11 protein-coding genes are annotated in these 15,075 nt (G+C 51.8%); 8 read left to right on the plus strand and 3 right to left on the minus strand.

The genetic code is table 11. The features are described 5' to 3' along the window. Positions 1–2 precede the first annotated feature (2 nt). Positions 3–2,000 (minus strand): protein meaA, encoded by a 1,998-nt coding sequence (locus PJE062_RS16365; protein WP_008550213.1) that lies wholly within the window; start codon positions 1,998–2,000, stop codon positions 3–5. 300 nt (positions 2,001–2,300) lie between these two features. Between PJE062_RS16365 and ccrA the strand changes: the two genes are divergently transcribed. From ccrA to PJE062_RS16395, 6 genes are all read left to right on the plus strand, one after another. Continuing rightward, positions 2,301–3,596: a crotonyl-CoA carboxylase/reductase gene (gene ccrA / locus PJE062_RS16370; protein WP_008550587.1), complete on the plus strand. Its 1,296-nt coding sequence runs from the start codon at positions 2,301–2,303 to the stop codon at positions 3,594–3,596. 577 nt (positions 3,597–4,173) lie between these two features. Further along, positions 4,174–5,199, plus strand: a complete 1,026-nt coding sequence (locus tag PJE062_RS16375; protein WP_008550338.1) for an ABC transporter substrate-binding protein — start codon at positions 4,174–4,176, stop codon at positions 5,197–5,199. 107 nt (positions 5,200–5,306) lie between these two features. Further along, the gene (locus tag PJE062_RS16380) at positions 5,307–6,164 is read left to right on the plus strand and encodes a proline/glycine betaine ABC transporter permease (protein WP_083416910.1); all 858 of its coding nucleotides are present in this window, start codon (positions 5,307–5,309) and stop codon (positions 6,162–6,164) included. A 9-nt stretch (positions 6,165–6,173) separates the two neighbouring features. Further along, positions 6,174–7,448: a glycine betaine/L-proline ABC transporter ATP-binding protein gene (locus PJE062_RS16385; RefSeq protein ID WP_008550735.1), complete on the plus strand. Its 1,275-nt coding sequence runs from the start codon at positions 6,174–6,176 to the stop codon at positions 7,446–7,448. A gap of 145 nt (positions 7,449–7,593) precedes the next feature. Beyond that, positions 7,594–8,106, plus strand: a complete 513-nt coding sequence (locus PJE062_RS16390) for a CAP domain-containing protein (protein WP_008550633.1) — start codon at positions 7,594–7,596, stop codon at positions 8,104–8,106. A 108-nt stretch (positions 8,107–8,214) separates the two neighbouring features. Next, positions 8,215–9,858 carry an AMP-binding protein gene (locus PJE062_RS16395; protein WP_008550678.1) on the plus strand — a complete coding sequence of 548 codons (1,644 nt, stop codon included), beginning with the start codon at positions 8,215–8,217 and terminating at the stop codon, positions 9,856–9,858. Positions 9,859–9,861: 3 nt separating this feature from the next. Here PJE062_RS16395 and PJE062_RS16400 read toward each other — a convergent pair whose 3' ends face one another. Next, on the minus strand, positions 9,862–10,989 hold the full coding sequence (locus tag PJE062_RS16400) for a GNAT family N-acetyltransferase (RefSeq protein WP_008550320.1): 1,128 nt from the start codon (positions 10,987–10,989) through the stop codon (positions 9,862–9,864). Continuing rightward, positions 10,976–12,397: a lipopolysaccharide biosynthesis protein gene (locus PJE062_RS16405; protein WP_008550158.1), complete on the minus strand. Its 1,422-nt coding sequence runs from the start codon at positions 12,395–12,397 to the stop codon at positions 10,976–10,978. The genes PJE062_RS16400 and PJE062_RS16405 overlap by 14 nt, the downstream gene beginning before the upstream one ends. A gap of 202 nt (positions 12,398–12,599) precedes the next feature. Between PJE062_RS16405 and PJE062_RS26920 the strand changes: the two genes are divergently transcribed. Continuing rightward, a complete protein-coding gene (locus PJE062_RS26920) occupies positions 12,600–13,577 on the plus strand; it encodes an ImuA family protein (RefSeq protein WP_083793266.1) in 978 nt (325 codons plus the stop codon). Between the two features lie 7 nt (positions 13,578–13,584). Then, positions 13,585–15,030, plus strand: coding sequence for a DNA polymerase Y family protein (locus PJE062_RS16410; RefSeq protein ID WP_083793271.1), 1,446 nt, complete (start codon positions 13,585–13,587; stop codon positions 15,028–15,030). The last annotated feature ends 45 nt before the right edge of the window (positions 15,031–15,075 follow it).

Raw genomic sequence — 15,075 nt, forward strand, 5'->3', positions numbered from 1 at the left:
GGTCAGACGGTTTCGTTGACCTGCTCATCCACGATGCGGACGATGTCTGACATGATTTCCGTCAGGTGGAAGTCCTTTGGTGTGTAAACGGCTGCAACGCCAGCTTGTTTCAACTCTTCTGCATCTTCGGAAGGAATGATGCCGCCCAGGATGATCGGGATGTCTTCCAGACCGCTCTCCTTCATCTTATCGAGTACATCATGAACCAGTGCCAGATGTGAACCGGACAGGATGGAAAGACCGATGACGTGGACGCCTTCTTCCAATGCTGCGTTGACGATCTGAGCTGGTGTCAGGCGGATCCCCTCATAGACGACTTCCATGCCACAATCACGAGCGCGTACCGCGATTTGCTCTGCGCCGTTTGAGTGTCCGTCTAAGCCTGGTTTGCCGACTAGGAATTTGAGGCGGCGTCCCAGTTTCTTGGAGAGATTGGTGACTTTTTGCTGAACCTCTGTGAGATTCTCATTGTCATCAGGCGCTGCTTTACCAACGCCGGTTGGTGCGCGGTATTCGCCGAAGACTTCGCGCAGGGCTGCACCCCATTCGCCTGTGGTTGCTCCTGCTTTTGCGGCTTTAATGGAGGCTTCCATGATGTTGTTGTCGGATGAGGCCGCAGCGCATAGCTCCTGAAGGGCTGCCTGAACCGCATTATCATCACGCTCTTCGCGCCATGCCTGAATGCGCTGGATTGCTTCTTCTTCCACATGTTCAGGCACGGTGAGGATGCCGCCGTCTTCATCTGAGGCAAGTGGTGAAGGTTCGGTTTCGGTCCATTTGTTGACGCCGACAACGATCTGGTCGCCAGACTCGATGCCTGCCAAACGCTTGGAGTTGGACTCCACAAGCTTCTGTTTCATGTAGCTGGATTCAACGGCTGCAACTGCTCCGCCCATCTCTGCGATGCGAGCGAGTTCTTCCCGGGCTTGTTCTTTGAGCAGTTCGACTTTGGCTTCAATTTCCTTGGAGCCGTCGAAGATATCTGCATATTCCAGCAGGTCAGTCTCATAGGCCATGATCTGCTGCATGCGCAGGGACCATTGCTGGTCGAACGGGCGTGGCAGGCCAAGGGCTTCGTTCCATGCCGGCAGCTGGACAGCGCGGGCACGGGCATTCTTGGAAAGCACAACGGCGAGCATTTCCACGAGAATGCGGTAGACGTTGTTTTCTGGCTGCTGCTCTGTCAGGCCCAGAGAGTTGACCTGAACGCCATAGCGGAAGCGGCGGTAACGCTCTTCCTCAACGCCGTAGCGCTCGCGGCAGATTTCGTCCCAGAGCTCTGTAAACGCACGCATTTTGCACATCTCGGTGATGAAGCGCATGCCTGCGTTCACGAAGAAGGAGATGCGGCCCACGAGCTTAGGGAAATCGCTTTGGGAAACCACGCCAGAAGCGCGGACATTATCCAGAATGGCGATCGCTGTGGCGAGGGCGAAGGAGAGTTCCTGCACGGGCGTCGCTCCCGCTTCCTGCAGGTGGTAGGAACACACGTTCATCGGGTTCCATTTAGGCATGTTCGTGTATGTCCATGATATCACATCGGTTGTGAGGCGCATGGACGGGGCAGGTGGGAAGACGTAAGTTCCGCGGGAGAGGTATTCCTTGATCAGATCATTCTGCGTGGTGCCTGCAAGCAAAGAGCGGTCTGCGCCCTGTTCATCTGCGGCAGCCGCGTAGAGCGCCAGAAGCCAAGGGGCTGTCGCATTGATCGTCATGGAGGTGTTCATGCGCTCCAATGGGATCTCATTGAAGAGCGTACGCATGTCACCGAGATGTGAGACTGGCACGCCTACTTTGCCGACTTCACCGCGCGAAAGCGGATGGTCCGGATCGTAGCCTGTCTGTGTCGGGAGATCGAACGCGATAGAAAGGCCCGTCTGCCCCTTCGCCAGGTTCGTGCGGTAGAGCCGGTTGCTGTCTGCAGCGTTTGAGTGCCCTGCGTATGTGCGGAACATCCACGGACGGTCTTTAATTGCACCTTTAGGTGAACCGGTACTCATAGTCTATTGCCTCCCTGATCCTCCCTGCATTTTATAAGGGACAAGATCTCTATTCTGCCCACACCTTTGCATAGGTTTTAGTGGTTGGTGCAATGCAACATTAGAAGAAGTATTCTTCGCAAGTTAAGCAATAGTTGTATATATTTTGTGAGTTCTTTGTAATGATAATTCCCAAATAGCCGATATTGACAGGTTGTATTGTTTTGCGTTGCAGCAAATAGTGGATTGGAAGCGTTAGCAGAAGGACATGCTTTCACTCTCATGAGGGAAGGGCGCAACGCAAACTTGGAGGAGAATATCATGAGTTCCGTTGCACGGGTTGTCGAAGCTGGGTCAGAGGGAGGCTCTGAGTTCAAGGACCTTTATGAGATCGGTGAAATTCCACCGCTGGGACATGTTCCAAAGAACATGTGGGCGTGGGCCATTCGCCAGGATCGTCATGGTTCCCCTGATACAGCAATGGTCAAAGAAGTGGTGCCAACATGGGAGTTGGACAGCCACGAAGTGCTCATTCTGGTGATGGCTGCTGGCGTGAACTACAACGGCGTTTGGGCTGCTCTTGGAGAGCCGATTTCTCCGTTGAACGTTCATAAATTGCCATATCACATTGCAGGATCTGATGCTTCCGGCATCGTATGGGCCGTTGGTTCCAAGGTCACGCGCTGGAAAGTCGGCGATGAAGTTGTTGTTCACTGTAATCAGGACAACGGCGACGATGAGGAATGTAACGGTGGTGATCCAATGTTCTCCAGCTCCCAACGGATCTGGGGTTATGAGACACCTGATGGTTCCTTTGCGCAGTTTGCTCGCGTTCAGTCTCAGCAGTTGATGCATCGTCCGAAGCATCTGACCTGGGAAGAAAGCGCTTGTTACACGCTGACATTGGCGACTGCTTTCCGCATGCTGTTTGGCCATGCTCCGCATGAGCTGAAGCCGGGCCAGAACGTTCTGGTTTGGGGTGCCTCCGGTGGTCTTGGTGTGTTTGCGGTGCAGTTGATTGCAGCTGCAGGGGCGAATGCGATCGGGGTGATATCGGATGAGAGCAAGCGCGAGTACGTGATGTCGCTTGGCGCAAAGGCCGTCATCAACCGAAAAGACTTCAATTGCTGGGGCCAGTTGCCGAAGGTAAACTCGCCTGAGTTTGACGCTTGGACGAAGGAAGCCCGTAAGTTTGGTAAGGCCATCTGGGAGATTACCGGCAAGGGCAACGACGTCGACATGGTGTTCGAGCACCCGGGTGAAGCGACTTTCCCAGTATCCGCGCTGGTGGTTAAGCGTGGCGGTATGGTGGTGTTTTGTGCGGGTACGACCGGCTTTAACATCACTTTTGATGCACGTTACGTATGGATGCGTCAGAAGCGTATTCAGGGTTCTCACTTTGCGCACCTGAAGCAGGCGAGTGAGGCGAACAAGTTCGTGATTGATCGTCGTATCGACCCTTGCATGAGTGAAGTATTCTCATGGGAGCAGATTCCGCAGGCTCATATGAAAATGTGGAAGAACCAACATGCCCCTGGAAACATGTCGGTTTTGGTATGTTCCCCTAAGACCGGTTTGCGGTCTCTTGAGGATGTTATGGAAGCCACGCAAAGCTAAGCAGGCTTAACAAAGGAAGTTGGTGTGCATGTGCTGCCAACTTCCTTTTTTCTTATAAGTTTCTCTCTTATATTTTTTTATTGAATGACCATTCAATATTAGCAATTCAAAGCAGAATTTCTCTGTATTTTTCTTTTTGTAATTTGTGCGATTAAACGGTTCTGTTTGGAGCCGTTTTTTTATTTGGATTTACTGTGAAATTACCTGAATTTTCCGTGGGAATTTTCTGTAAAAGAAAGTTTAAAATAGTTGTTTTGCTTCGGTAAATTTTTTTTCTCTTATTTTGCGTTTTAATTGGTGGTAGTAAGGCGTTATATAAGGTTTATAACTTCATATTCGTTGTATTTATAAAGTATTTCTTTTTTGATTTATTTTGCAAAAATATCTTGAGCAGATGTCTAAGTTGACAGAAATTTGAATATATCTATTTTTAATCGTGCAGTTGATGTGCTCAACCTAGCGTGTCCTGCAATTGCTGAGTTTTTGACTTAGCATTACGGCCAGAACGACAAGCTGTCTTTGGCGGCTTTTCTCTCTGACCGAACAAAAAATATGTTTTGGTTGTTTGGAGGCATCCGTGTTGAATTTTAAATCTGCTCTCGCTGCGTGCGTAGTTGCACTACCTTTTGCTGTGTCTTCAGCAGAAGCTGCAGATCCTGTTTGTGAACTGGACCGTCCTATCGTTTTTGCTGGTTTGGACTGGGACTCCAATGCGTTTCATAACTCCGTTGCTCAGTTCATCGCTGAGAAGGGGTACGGTTGCCAGACTGACGTAATTCCAGGCTCCACCATTCCGCTTCTGAACGGTATGGCACGCGGCGATATCGACGTGACCATGGAAATCTGGCCAGACAACGTAACTGAAGCACTTGCTGAAGGTCAGGCAAAGAAGCAGTTTGTTGATCTTGGCGTGAACTTCCCGGATGCAACACAGGCATGGTTTGTGCCGAAGTATTTGGTTGAGGGTGATGATGCGCCTGCAAAGGGCCTGAAGTCCGTTGCTGACCTTCCAAAGTTCAAAGACGTGTTCTCTGATCCGGAAGAGCCAGAGAAGGGCCGCTTCTACAACTGTATTGCTGGTTGGGGTTGTGAGGTCATCAACTCCAAGAAGCTGAATGCTTACAAGCTGAACGATACTTTCGTGAACTTCCGTCCGGGCACAGGTGCTGCGCTGGCTGCTGCGATTGAATCCAACATCCGCCGTAAGAAGCCGATCCTGTTCTACTACTGGGGGCCAACCTGGGTGATGGGTAAGGTTGCTGATGATCTAATCCAGCTGGAAGAGCCTGCATACAACAAGGAAGTCTGGGATGAGCTCTCTGCTGAGACTGACCCGTCCAAGGTGACCAAAGCTGTTGCGTATCCGCTTTCTGCAACGCACGTCTTTGTAAACACCGAGTTCCATACGAAAGCGCCTAAACTGGTTGAGTTCCTGACTGCTTATGAGACTACCAGTAACGACGTTTCCAAGGCGCTGGCCTACATGCAGGACACCGGTGGCACCACTGACGATGCTGCAGTTGAGTTCCTGAAAAACAACGAAGAAATCTGGACAGGCTGGGTTCCGGCTGATGTCGCTGAGCGTGTGAAATCTGCTCTGTAATTTCAAAGAGACCTGAGTGCTTTTTGAGAATTAGCGAATAAGAAAACGATCACGGGACCTGGTTCCGTGATCCTTGCTAAGAATAAGAGGATCACATGGCTTTCGACGTGTTTCCCAACTTTGGGAAGCCTATCCGAACTTCCACAAACGATCTGGTTGACTTTCTCGTCGTGAACTACGGCGATGGATTTGAAGCCTTTTCCAACTCCATCCTGTTTTTGCTGGTGAGGCTGGAGCGGCTCCTGCGTGGGGCTGACCCGGTTATCATTCTGGTGTGCATCGGGCTGATCACCTTTGCTGCTAGCCGCCGTTGGGGGCTTAGCGCGGTGATGGTGGCCGCGATGTGGTTTATTGGTACGCTCGGCCTTTGGGAAAAGGCGATGCAGACAGTGGCAATTCTGCTGGTTGCTGTGTTCATTTCGGTGATTATCGGCGTGCCGCTTGGTGTTATCTCCGCCCGTTCAAACCGTTTCAGAGCTTTGCTCAATCCGGTGCTGGACCTGATGCAGACAATCCCGAGCTTTGTTTATCTCATTCCGGCGGCGATGTTGTTCGGTCTGGGTAAGGTTCCAGCTATTCTGGCGACCGTTATCTATGCCGCTCCGCCGCTCATCCGCCTGACTGATCTTGGCATTCGCTATGTTGATGCTGAGGTTGTTGAGGCGAGCCGGGCCTTTGGTGCCACGCGTTGGCAGATCCTGAAGGGTGTTCAGATCCCACTTGCGCTTCCATCCATCATGCAGGGCATTAACCAGACTATGATGATGGCGTTGGCTATGGTCGTGATTGCGTCCATGATTGGTGCACGTGGCGTTGGTGAAACCGTTCTGCTTGGATTGCAGCGCAATGATGCAGGGCAGGGTTTGCTTGGCGGCTTGGCAATTGTTGTTCTTGCTGTTGTGTTTGACCGTATCACACAGTCTGCCGGACAACGGATGCAGGCGCATCGCAAGGTAACAGGGTGAGGCGCTGACATGGCATTGATCGAAGTACAAAACATTACCAAGATTTTTGGTAGCGCTCCCGATAGAGAGCTTGCCAAAGTCAAAGATGGTATGGGCAAAGATCAGCTGCTGGCTGAAACTGGCCACACCCTTGGTTTGCATGATGTCTCTCTCAGCATTGAGAAGGGCGAGATCTTTGTGATCATGGGCCTTTCCGGTTCTGGTAAGTCCACGCTTATCCGCCACTTTAACCGCCTGATTGAGCCTACTGACGGGCACATTCTGGTGGATGGCGAGGATGTTATGGGCCTTTCCATGAAAGAGCTGGAAGACTTCCGCCGTCATCGCATGTCCATGGTATTCCAGCGCTTTGGCCTAATGCCGCACCGTACTGTTTTGCAGAACGTGGCTTATGGTCTGGAAGTGCAGGGCATTGCGAAGGCGGATCGGGAACAGACTGCTCGTGAATGGATTGAGACGGTAGGGCTTGCTGGTTTTGAAGATCAGTATCCAAGCCAGCTCTCTGGCGGCATGCAGCAACGTGTGGGCCTTGCCCGCGCGCTTGCGACTGATGCTGACATTCTGCTGATGGATGAGGCGTTCTCCGCGCTTGATCCGTTGATCCGCTCTCAGATGCAGGATCAGTTGGTTGAGCTACAGGAAAAGCTTCATAAGACCATCGTGTTCATCACGCATGATCTGGATGAAGCGCTGCGTATTGGTGACAAGATTGCGATCCTGAAGGATGGGGTCTTGTCTCAGGTTGGTACGCCGCCTGAAATTCTGCTTGAGCCTGCCGATGATTATGTGCGTGCGTTTGTTCGTGATGTGAACCGTGCCCGGGTGCTGACAGTTGATACCGTTATGCAGCCGCCAGCCTTGCGCATTACCCATGACAATATGGAAAAAGCACTGGCTGATATGCGTCGTCATGATGAAGACTTCGGCTATGTGATTGAGGACAAAGAGTTCCGCGGTATCGTTACGCAGGAAGCCCTCGCTGAGGAGGTTGCTAAGCCCGGTGATAGTCCATCTCTTTATGCCTTTGCTGATGACAGCAATGCAGTGGAGCTGGAAAGCACTTTGGAAGAAGCTCTGCCGACCACTCTGGAAGCGGATTATCCGGTTCCTGTTGTGTGCGAGGATGGACGCCTCATGGGTGTTCTAAGCCCTGAAGAGATGGGCAGTGTACTGACGCCGCCAGAAGAGCATTCTGAGGAAGCGGATGACGGTACTGAAGAGAAAGCCAAGGATGAGCAGGCGGAAGCGCCAGCTAAGCCTCATGCTTTGAAAGAAGCTTCCTGAGCATTCTCTCTTTTTGTTTTGAAAGGTCGGGTTCGCCCGGCCTTTTTTATTCACTTATGCGTGTGTTTTTAGTTTGAGCTTGGTTTGCCTTATTTAGTAGGTAGTGTGGCTCTGAGATTCGAATTTTGCCGAAAAGTGATTTTGCATGAAGATGTTTCGTGGTGCGGGCATTGCTCTCTTTCTTGCCGTTGGTGTGACGCTTTCTGGTTGTGTCAGTACCGAAGAAACGCCTAGCTACTATCAAAATCTGGAGAGCCATTCTGCCCAAATTGATGCGAGCACCGTCGCTTCGATGATCTCCAGCTATCGCTCGCAAAAAGACCTGCCTCCTGTCACTGTTGATCCTGAATTGATGCGAGTTGCGCAGGCTCAGGCTGATGGTATGGCCCGAGCTGAGGATGTAAATGCGGCCCGTAAGGGTGATCTAAAGCTTTCTGTTCTGATGAAGAATGCCGGGCTGGGTGATGTGCATGCGGTCAATAACCTGAGCGCAGGTTATCGCAGATGGGCAGAAGCCTTCTCTGGTTGGCGTGACTCTCAAAAGCACAATGCGGTTATGCTGGATGCTGAGGGAACTCGTATTGGCATTGCAACGGCTTATGCCCCGCGCTCAAAGTATAAGGTTTTCTGGAGTTTGGTTGTCGCCGGACCGCGTTAACCCCCTTTCGGGTTCTTGCTAAAAGAACGACCAAAGGCCAGTTTCTCATTGTGCGCTGCAGCGGTACACTCTCCTCACTATTTATTTTGGGCCTAGAGGAATTCTGGTGTGCTGCCACCACTGACTTCATACGAGGAATTGCGCGCGGCGTTTCGTTGGAATGTTCCTACGCACTATAACATTGCTCAGGATGCGTGTGATCGTTGGGCTGATGTTGAGCCGGATCGCACCGCATTGCTGCATGTGCTGCCTTCTGGCGATGTAGAAAAGTGGAGTTATGGCCGCCTTAAAAGAAACTCCTGCCAGCTTGCAAATGCGCTCGAGTCTCTAGGCGTCGCTTCGCAAGACCGTGTGGCTTTGCTGTTGCCACAGGCCCCTGAAACGGCTGTCTCTCATCTTGCCATTTATCGGCTTGGCGCGATTGCTGTGCCACTGGCTGCCTTGTTTGGGCCAGAAGCGCTGCGGTATCGGTTAGAGAATGCTGGTGCGAAGGTGGTGATCACTAATCAGGCTGGGCTTGAAAAGCTCTCTGCACTTCGTGAGCAACTGCCGTTTCTTGAGCACGTGCTCTGCGTTGATGGAGCTGGTGACGGTGCTCTTGAGTTCTGGAGCTTGTTAGAGCGAGGTTCTGATCAGTTTGAGGGCTGTGCGACAGGGCCTGATGATCCTGCATTGATGATTTATACCTCAGGCACGACAGGACAGCCGAAAGGCGCTCTGCTTGCTCATCGTGTGCTGCTTGGGCATCTGCCGGGCATTCAGATGGCCCATGAAATGCTGCCGCAAGCTGGTGATTTGTTCTGGACACCTGCTGATTGGGCGTGGGCTGGCGGCTTGTTGAATGCCCTTCTGCCCTCGTTGAAGTTCGGGGTGCCTGTTGTAACGGCGCGGATTGATAAGTTTGATCCAGAAGGTGCTTTTGACCTGATGGCGCGTCACGGTGTTCGCAATGCGTTTATTCCCCCGACGGCCTTAAAGATGATGCGCAGCGTGGATCATCGTAAGTACTCAGATCAGCTTCAATTGCGTTCGGTTTGCTCGGCTGGTGAAGCTTTGGGGCGTGAGGCGTTTGTCTGGTGTCAGGAAGCTCTTGGTGTCGCTCCAAACGAGATGTATGGCCAGACGGAATGTAATCTCGTTCTTGGGTCCGGAGCTGGCTTAGGCGTGTCTCGTGCTGGTGCGATCGGTAAGCCAGTGCCGGGGCATGAGGTTGCTGTCATTCGCCCAGATGGTTCTATTTGTGAACCCGAAGAGCAGGGTGAGATTGCGGTTCGCCGTGGTACGCCGGTTATGTTCCTCGGCTATTGGCAGCGTCCAGATGCGGATGAGACGAAGTTTCTGGGTGACTGGATGCTGACAGGTGATCAGGGCGTCGTTGATGCTGACGGCTATTTCCACTTTGTCGGGCGAAATGATGATGTGATCACCTCTGCGGGATACCGCATTGGGCCGACAGAGATTGAGGACTGCCTGATCAAACATGAGGCTGTCGGATTGGCCGCCGTGGTCGGCAAGCCTGACCCTGTGCGCACTGAGATCGTGAAGGCCTATGTTGTGCTGAAAGATGGCTATGAGCCGAGCGAGGGCTTGGTGGATGATATTCGACAGTATGTGCGTGTGAGCCTTTCTGCCCACGAGTATCCGCGTGAGATTGAGTTCGTCTCCGAGATGCCTTTGACGACCAGCGGGAAGGTTATTCGCCGGATCTTGCGCAGCAGAGCGCAGGAAGAAGCTGAGTTGGTGGAAGGCTAGCGTTTACTTGCGACCCAGCAGCTTCTTCAGTTTGCTCTTCAATGCTTGTTTTATGCGAGCGCCGGTTTCTGCTTCCCGCATTGCTAAGCGGGCCAGTGGGCCTTTGCCTATGAGGAGCGTGGTGTAGGAGAACCTTGCCGTCCAGGCTTTGTTGGCCATTTGGTTGTCTGGTGTCGAAAGAGAGTCCGCGCCGGAAAAATCCGGGTCTTCCAGGAGCTTCTGTGTGCTGTAGTAGATGAGCAGTTGTCCGGGAGAGAACTTGGCGAGGCTTTCGTCAAACGTTGTTTTCCAGCCAAAGACGCGGCCTTGCTCGCGGAGCAGGATGTTGGTTGCGATTAGCTTGTCATCCAAGTGCAACTGACCAATGCGAATGCCATCAGATTTGCCTGAGTTTATGACCATCTCGCGCGTGAAGGCTGCGTCAGGATCTCTGGAGAGCAGGGCCGTGCCTTGCTTGCCCTTCCATCCTGCAGCTTCAAGATTCAGGAACTCCTCAAGACCTCTTTGAGTATCTTCTGCAGTTTCCAGCATGGAGAAGGAGAGTGTGCCTTGCTTTTCCAGTCGACGTTGGTTCTTAAAGGCACCCTTCCATGATGAGCGTTTTTTCAAAGCGTCAAACGCGACTTGTCCTTCAGGGCCAGCTGGCTGGAATGCACGGGTTTCCTGAGTAGCAACGTGTTGCTGCCAGTCGTGCATGCTCAGGGTGCTCTGCAGCTGCTTATAGGTAGCGCCCTCTGTTCCATGGAACGGAAGTAGCAATGTTTTTGCTGGGCTCAGATTACAGGCTGCTTCGAGTAAGTTGTTCAGGACTGCTGGTGTTACTTCTTCAGAGAGGAGCAAGGTGCTGAGTGGGCCATAATCTCCAGCCAGTGCACTGGGCAGTTTAAAGAGAAGACCGCGCCTAACCTTCATGATCGGTAGAGCTGCAAGGGCTTTTGTGCCGGAAGGATCCAATGCCAATAGCAGCTTGATAGAGTGGTTTGCCTTATGTTTGTTGAAGGCCGTTACGAAGCTTCTGGAGAAGAACGGGTTGGGCTCCAGCGCATGTTGGGAGAGGTCTTGCCACAGATGGTCTGCGGCTTCGTCCTTGCCGGGTATCAGCAGTTTGATGGTGGCGCTATCCTGCTTCATTGACTGGAGTTTCCCGTCTCTTCAATGGCAAAATGAATGTGTGCAGGCCCAGAAGTCTGTAGGCGCTGCGATAAAGAACACATGCTTCAAAAATGATGACCAGGGTGGTTGCCAGAGCAGCCCCGTAAAGGCCTAGTACCGGAATGAGTGCAGAGTTGAGAATGAGGTTCACAACGAAGACTGTGGCGTAGATCTTAGCGCAGGTGTTTTGGTGACCTGAGAGGGTCAACAATGCATCTACGGGGCCGACAGCTGCACGAGCAAGCACTCCGATAATGAGAATGTAGAGAATTGGTGTGCCTTGGGCGAAATCTTCACCAAACAGGGAGAGGAGGAAAGGCCCGACAATCATGATGAAACTAGCCATCAGCAGTGTTGGCCAGAAGGTCATTTTAGCAGCGCTGCCCACAAAGTCTTTGAGACCAGCTCTGTCGTTGGAATGGTAGAGCCGCGCCATGCGTGGAGCGCTGGCGGCGCGGACGGCATAATAAACAAAATGCATCAATGCGAGGGTGCGTGATGCAGCAAAATAGATGCCGACTTGATCTGGAGACAGCCAGAGGCCGATCAGGATTACATCAGAGCTGGTGATGAGCTGAAAGAAGCCATCTACCGCCAGCATTGGCACGGACACCAGCAGCCACGACTTAATCTGCAGTTTGCGTGGAGCAGGGTGACGGACCTTATGCAGGGATACTTCCATCATGATTGTCTGGACAAAGGTGATGGCCCAGACAGCTGCGATGGTGACAATGCAAGCTGTTACCGCAGTTGGTGGGTAATCCATCCAGAGTGCAATCAGCATAAATGCGAGCACTAGCAAGGGCCGTCCAATGAAGTCTGGCACCATGGCTTTGAGTTGCCAATCTTGCGCTCTGGCAATGCCTTCCAGCATGCCTGTGTAGGTGTGCATGGGCAGGCAGATGGCGATCAGATAAAGCGGCAGGATGTAAGTGTTGCTGATGAAATCAGAAAAGAGCCAGGCAATCGCAACGCCAATGACGGCGATGGTTGTTGAGCTGAGCAGAACAAGGAAGCGGGCGCTAAAGAGTAGGCCGTTGAGGAGGTCGTATTGTTTCTTTTCCAGATACTCCGGGATGAAGCGGAGGAGGGAGACTGAGAAGCCGAGCCCTGAAAAGACGCTCAAAATGATGACGACCGTCCAGACAACAATGAAGATGCCGTACTCTGAGGCTCCCATCCAGCGGGCCAGAATGACCTGCATGATGTAAGCGAGCGCAGCACTGGCGACACGCAGCGCAAAGACGAGTAAGGCAGATCGCTGCGCTCCTCCAGCTTCGCCTTTGCTGAAGAGAGTGCTGAGTATTTTTTCCAGAATCGGCAGCAGTTTTGCATGGGTGCTGTGGGGTAAAAGCACCGCTGCCCATTTGAGGAGGAGTTCTTGCACGCGATATGCCCTAATTATTTCTGGTCAATTATTACTAGTATGAAAATTAATATTTTCAGAATGTGAGATGCCGGGATTGCTGCCTCGATCTGTCTCCAAATGAAAACAGAGGCTTAGCTGAAGTCGTAGCGCTGTGAAATTTTTATGCTGATATCTTGATGGTTTTTGGTGCTTGACTCTTGCGCAATTTGGCGGAATCAATATGAGAACATATAGAGAACAAAATAAAGTTGCCGAGAGTGATATGAACGCGAAAAAATCGCAAATTGCAGAGCTGCGCCACCGCCTAGCGGTGTTAGAGGGACGCCTCCCCTCAGCAGTTCAGCTTGCGCCGGTCCCTGCGTCCGCCCAAACTGAGCAGGGACCGGCTCCTCTTGGCGAGGTGCAATGTACGCGCGCATCAGAAAGCAACGAACTCTCTTCGAGGATTGTGCTTGGTGTCTCTAAGTTAGACAGATTATTTGCCAGAGATGGCCTCAATGGTGCATCGCTCCATGAATTCTATGCCAGTGAGATGCGTCTTTCAGGTGCATTGTCTGGGTTCTTATGCGCACTTTTGAGCTTAATAAGTAAGCAGCGAGCTGGTGCGGTACTTTGGATTACAGACAGAACTGTGCAGCAAGAAACCGGAATTCCTTATCCACCTGGCTTGGCGCAGTTTGGTGTAGATCCGGCACGAATTGTTTTCGTTCAACCTAATAAAACTGAAGAGGTTTTATGGGCGATGGAGGAAGGTGCACAGTGCTCTACGCTTTGTGCTGTTGTGGGGGAAATTGCTGGTTCTTTTCGGAATTTTGATCTGACGGTTACACGGAGATTGGTTTTACGTGCAGAGCAATCGGGTGTGCCGGTGCTTCTTGCGCGTCATGGTGCGCAGGCACATCCGAGTGCGGCTTTAAGTCGTTGGCGTATTGCACCCAAAACTTCACGCTTTTCAGGGGCAGTTCGTGCACGAAGGTTCATGCCTTCTCGTGCTTTTGTTGGTAATCCAGGATGGCGGGTGACCTTGGAGAAAAACAGAGATGGCCGACCAGGCTTCTGTGACTTGGAGTGGAACCATGCAAAACGCTGTTTCAAAGAAGCGCCAACGTATTCTATGCCTATGGTTCGCCGAACTGGCAACGGATCGAGTTTGCCGGAGAGAACAGGGCAAGTCGTGGCTTTGCGAGCATACCGTTAAGCCGATCATCGTTTATCGCAAAGTCAACAATGCTTACCGTTTAAGCTGCGTCAATGGTGCGGCAAAAGAAGAGGGACTATCTCTAGGAGAAGCTCTGAGTGATGCACGGGCACGGGTACCAGATGTGCAATCTGAAGAGGACATTCCAGAGGCTAATGAATCATTATTGGCTGCATTAGCTGATTGGTGTGACCGTTATACGCCGCTTGTTGCTGTTGTTGGTGATGACACTTTATTGCTGGATATCTCAGGTTGTGCTCATCTCTTCGGTGGTGAGAAGGCAATGCTCGATGACTGCCTTAATCGTCTTAAACTGCAAGGCTTTCACGTGTCTGGGGCAGTTGCTGATACTGTTGGCGCTGCATGGGCTGTCGCTAGAAGTGATGGTGGTGTTATTGCCCCCAGAGAACAACGTGATGCTTTGGAGCCGTTAAGCATTGAGTTATTGAGGGTTGAAGAGAATATTGTAACTTCCCTCATGCGTGTTGGTCTCACAGTGATTGGTGATCTGTTAGACAGGCCACGTGCCCCCTTGGCAAACCGGTTTGGTGAGGATCTTGTTAGGCGATTGGATCAGGCCTTGGGAATGGAGGGGGAGCCGATTTCTCCCAGGCTTTATACGCCTGCTCTTGTTGTCGAAAGGCGCTTTTTTGAGCCAATTGCACGAGAGGATGATGTTGTTGCTGTTATTCAGTCCCTCTCAGAAAACTTACAGAAAGAGCTCGAGAAACGCCAGGAAGGCGGCAGGGCCTTTGAGTTGGTGCTGTTTCGGGTTGATGGAGTCGTAAATCGCCTTGCAGTAGGGACCAGTGGTCCAATACGTGCACCCAATCTTGTTTTGCAGCTTTTCAGAGAGAGGCTGAAAACAGTTGGTGATGAGCTAGATGCCGGTTTTGGTTATGACTTAATTCGTTTGGCGGTGCTTGAGGCACAGTGTTGTTCTGCTGCCCAATTGAATCTGGAAGGTAATAGTCATCATGAAGATGATTTAGCTGAGCTGGTCGATCGTCTAGGCGCGCGTTTGGGCTTGGCTCAAGTCAGTCGATTCCTGCCATGTGATGAGCATTTACCTGAAGTGCAAAGTGCATTGGTACCTGCCGCTACCGTTCGTGAAAACGCTCTTTATTGGGCTGACGTTGATGGTGAGCGAGAAGAGGAAGCTCCCTTGGAGTATCCCTTAAGAATGTTACCACGTGGAGAGCCTGTCGAAGCTGTGGCGATGGTACCTGAAGGGCCTCCATTACGGTTTCGTTGGCGAAAGGCATCTTACGAGATTTCCTCGAGCGAGGGGCCGCAAAGAATTGCTCCTCCCTGGTGGCGCAGTGCAGCAGGTGTTCGTGATTATTACCGTGTAGAGGACCGGGAAGGTAGACGTTTCTGGCTCTATCGGGAAGGCTTGTATGGGGCGCAAAATGAAGTGCCTCGCTGGTATCTGCAAGGTTTGTATGCCTGACATATGCGGACTTGAATTGCCGCTTTAAAAAGCACACTTCAAATG

Origin of the sequence: Pseudovibrio sp. JE062, from assembly GCF_000156235.1 — a bacterium.
Lineage (GTDB): Bacteria > Pseudomonadota > Alphaproteobacteria > Rhizobiales > Stappiaceae > Pseudovibrio.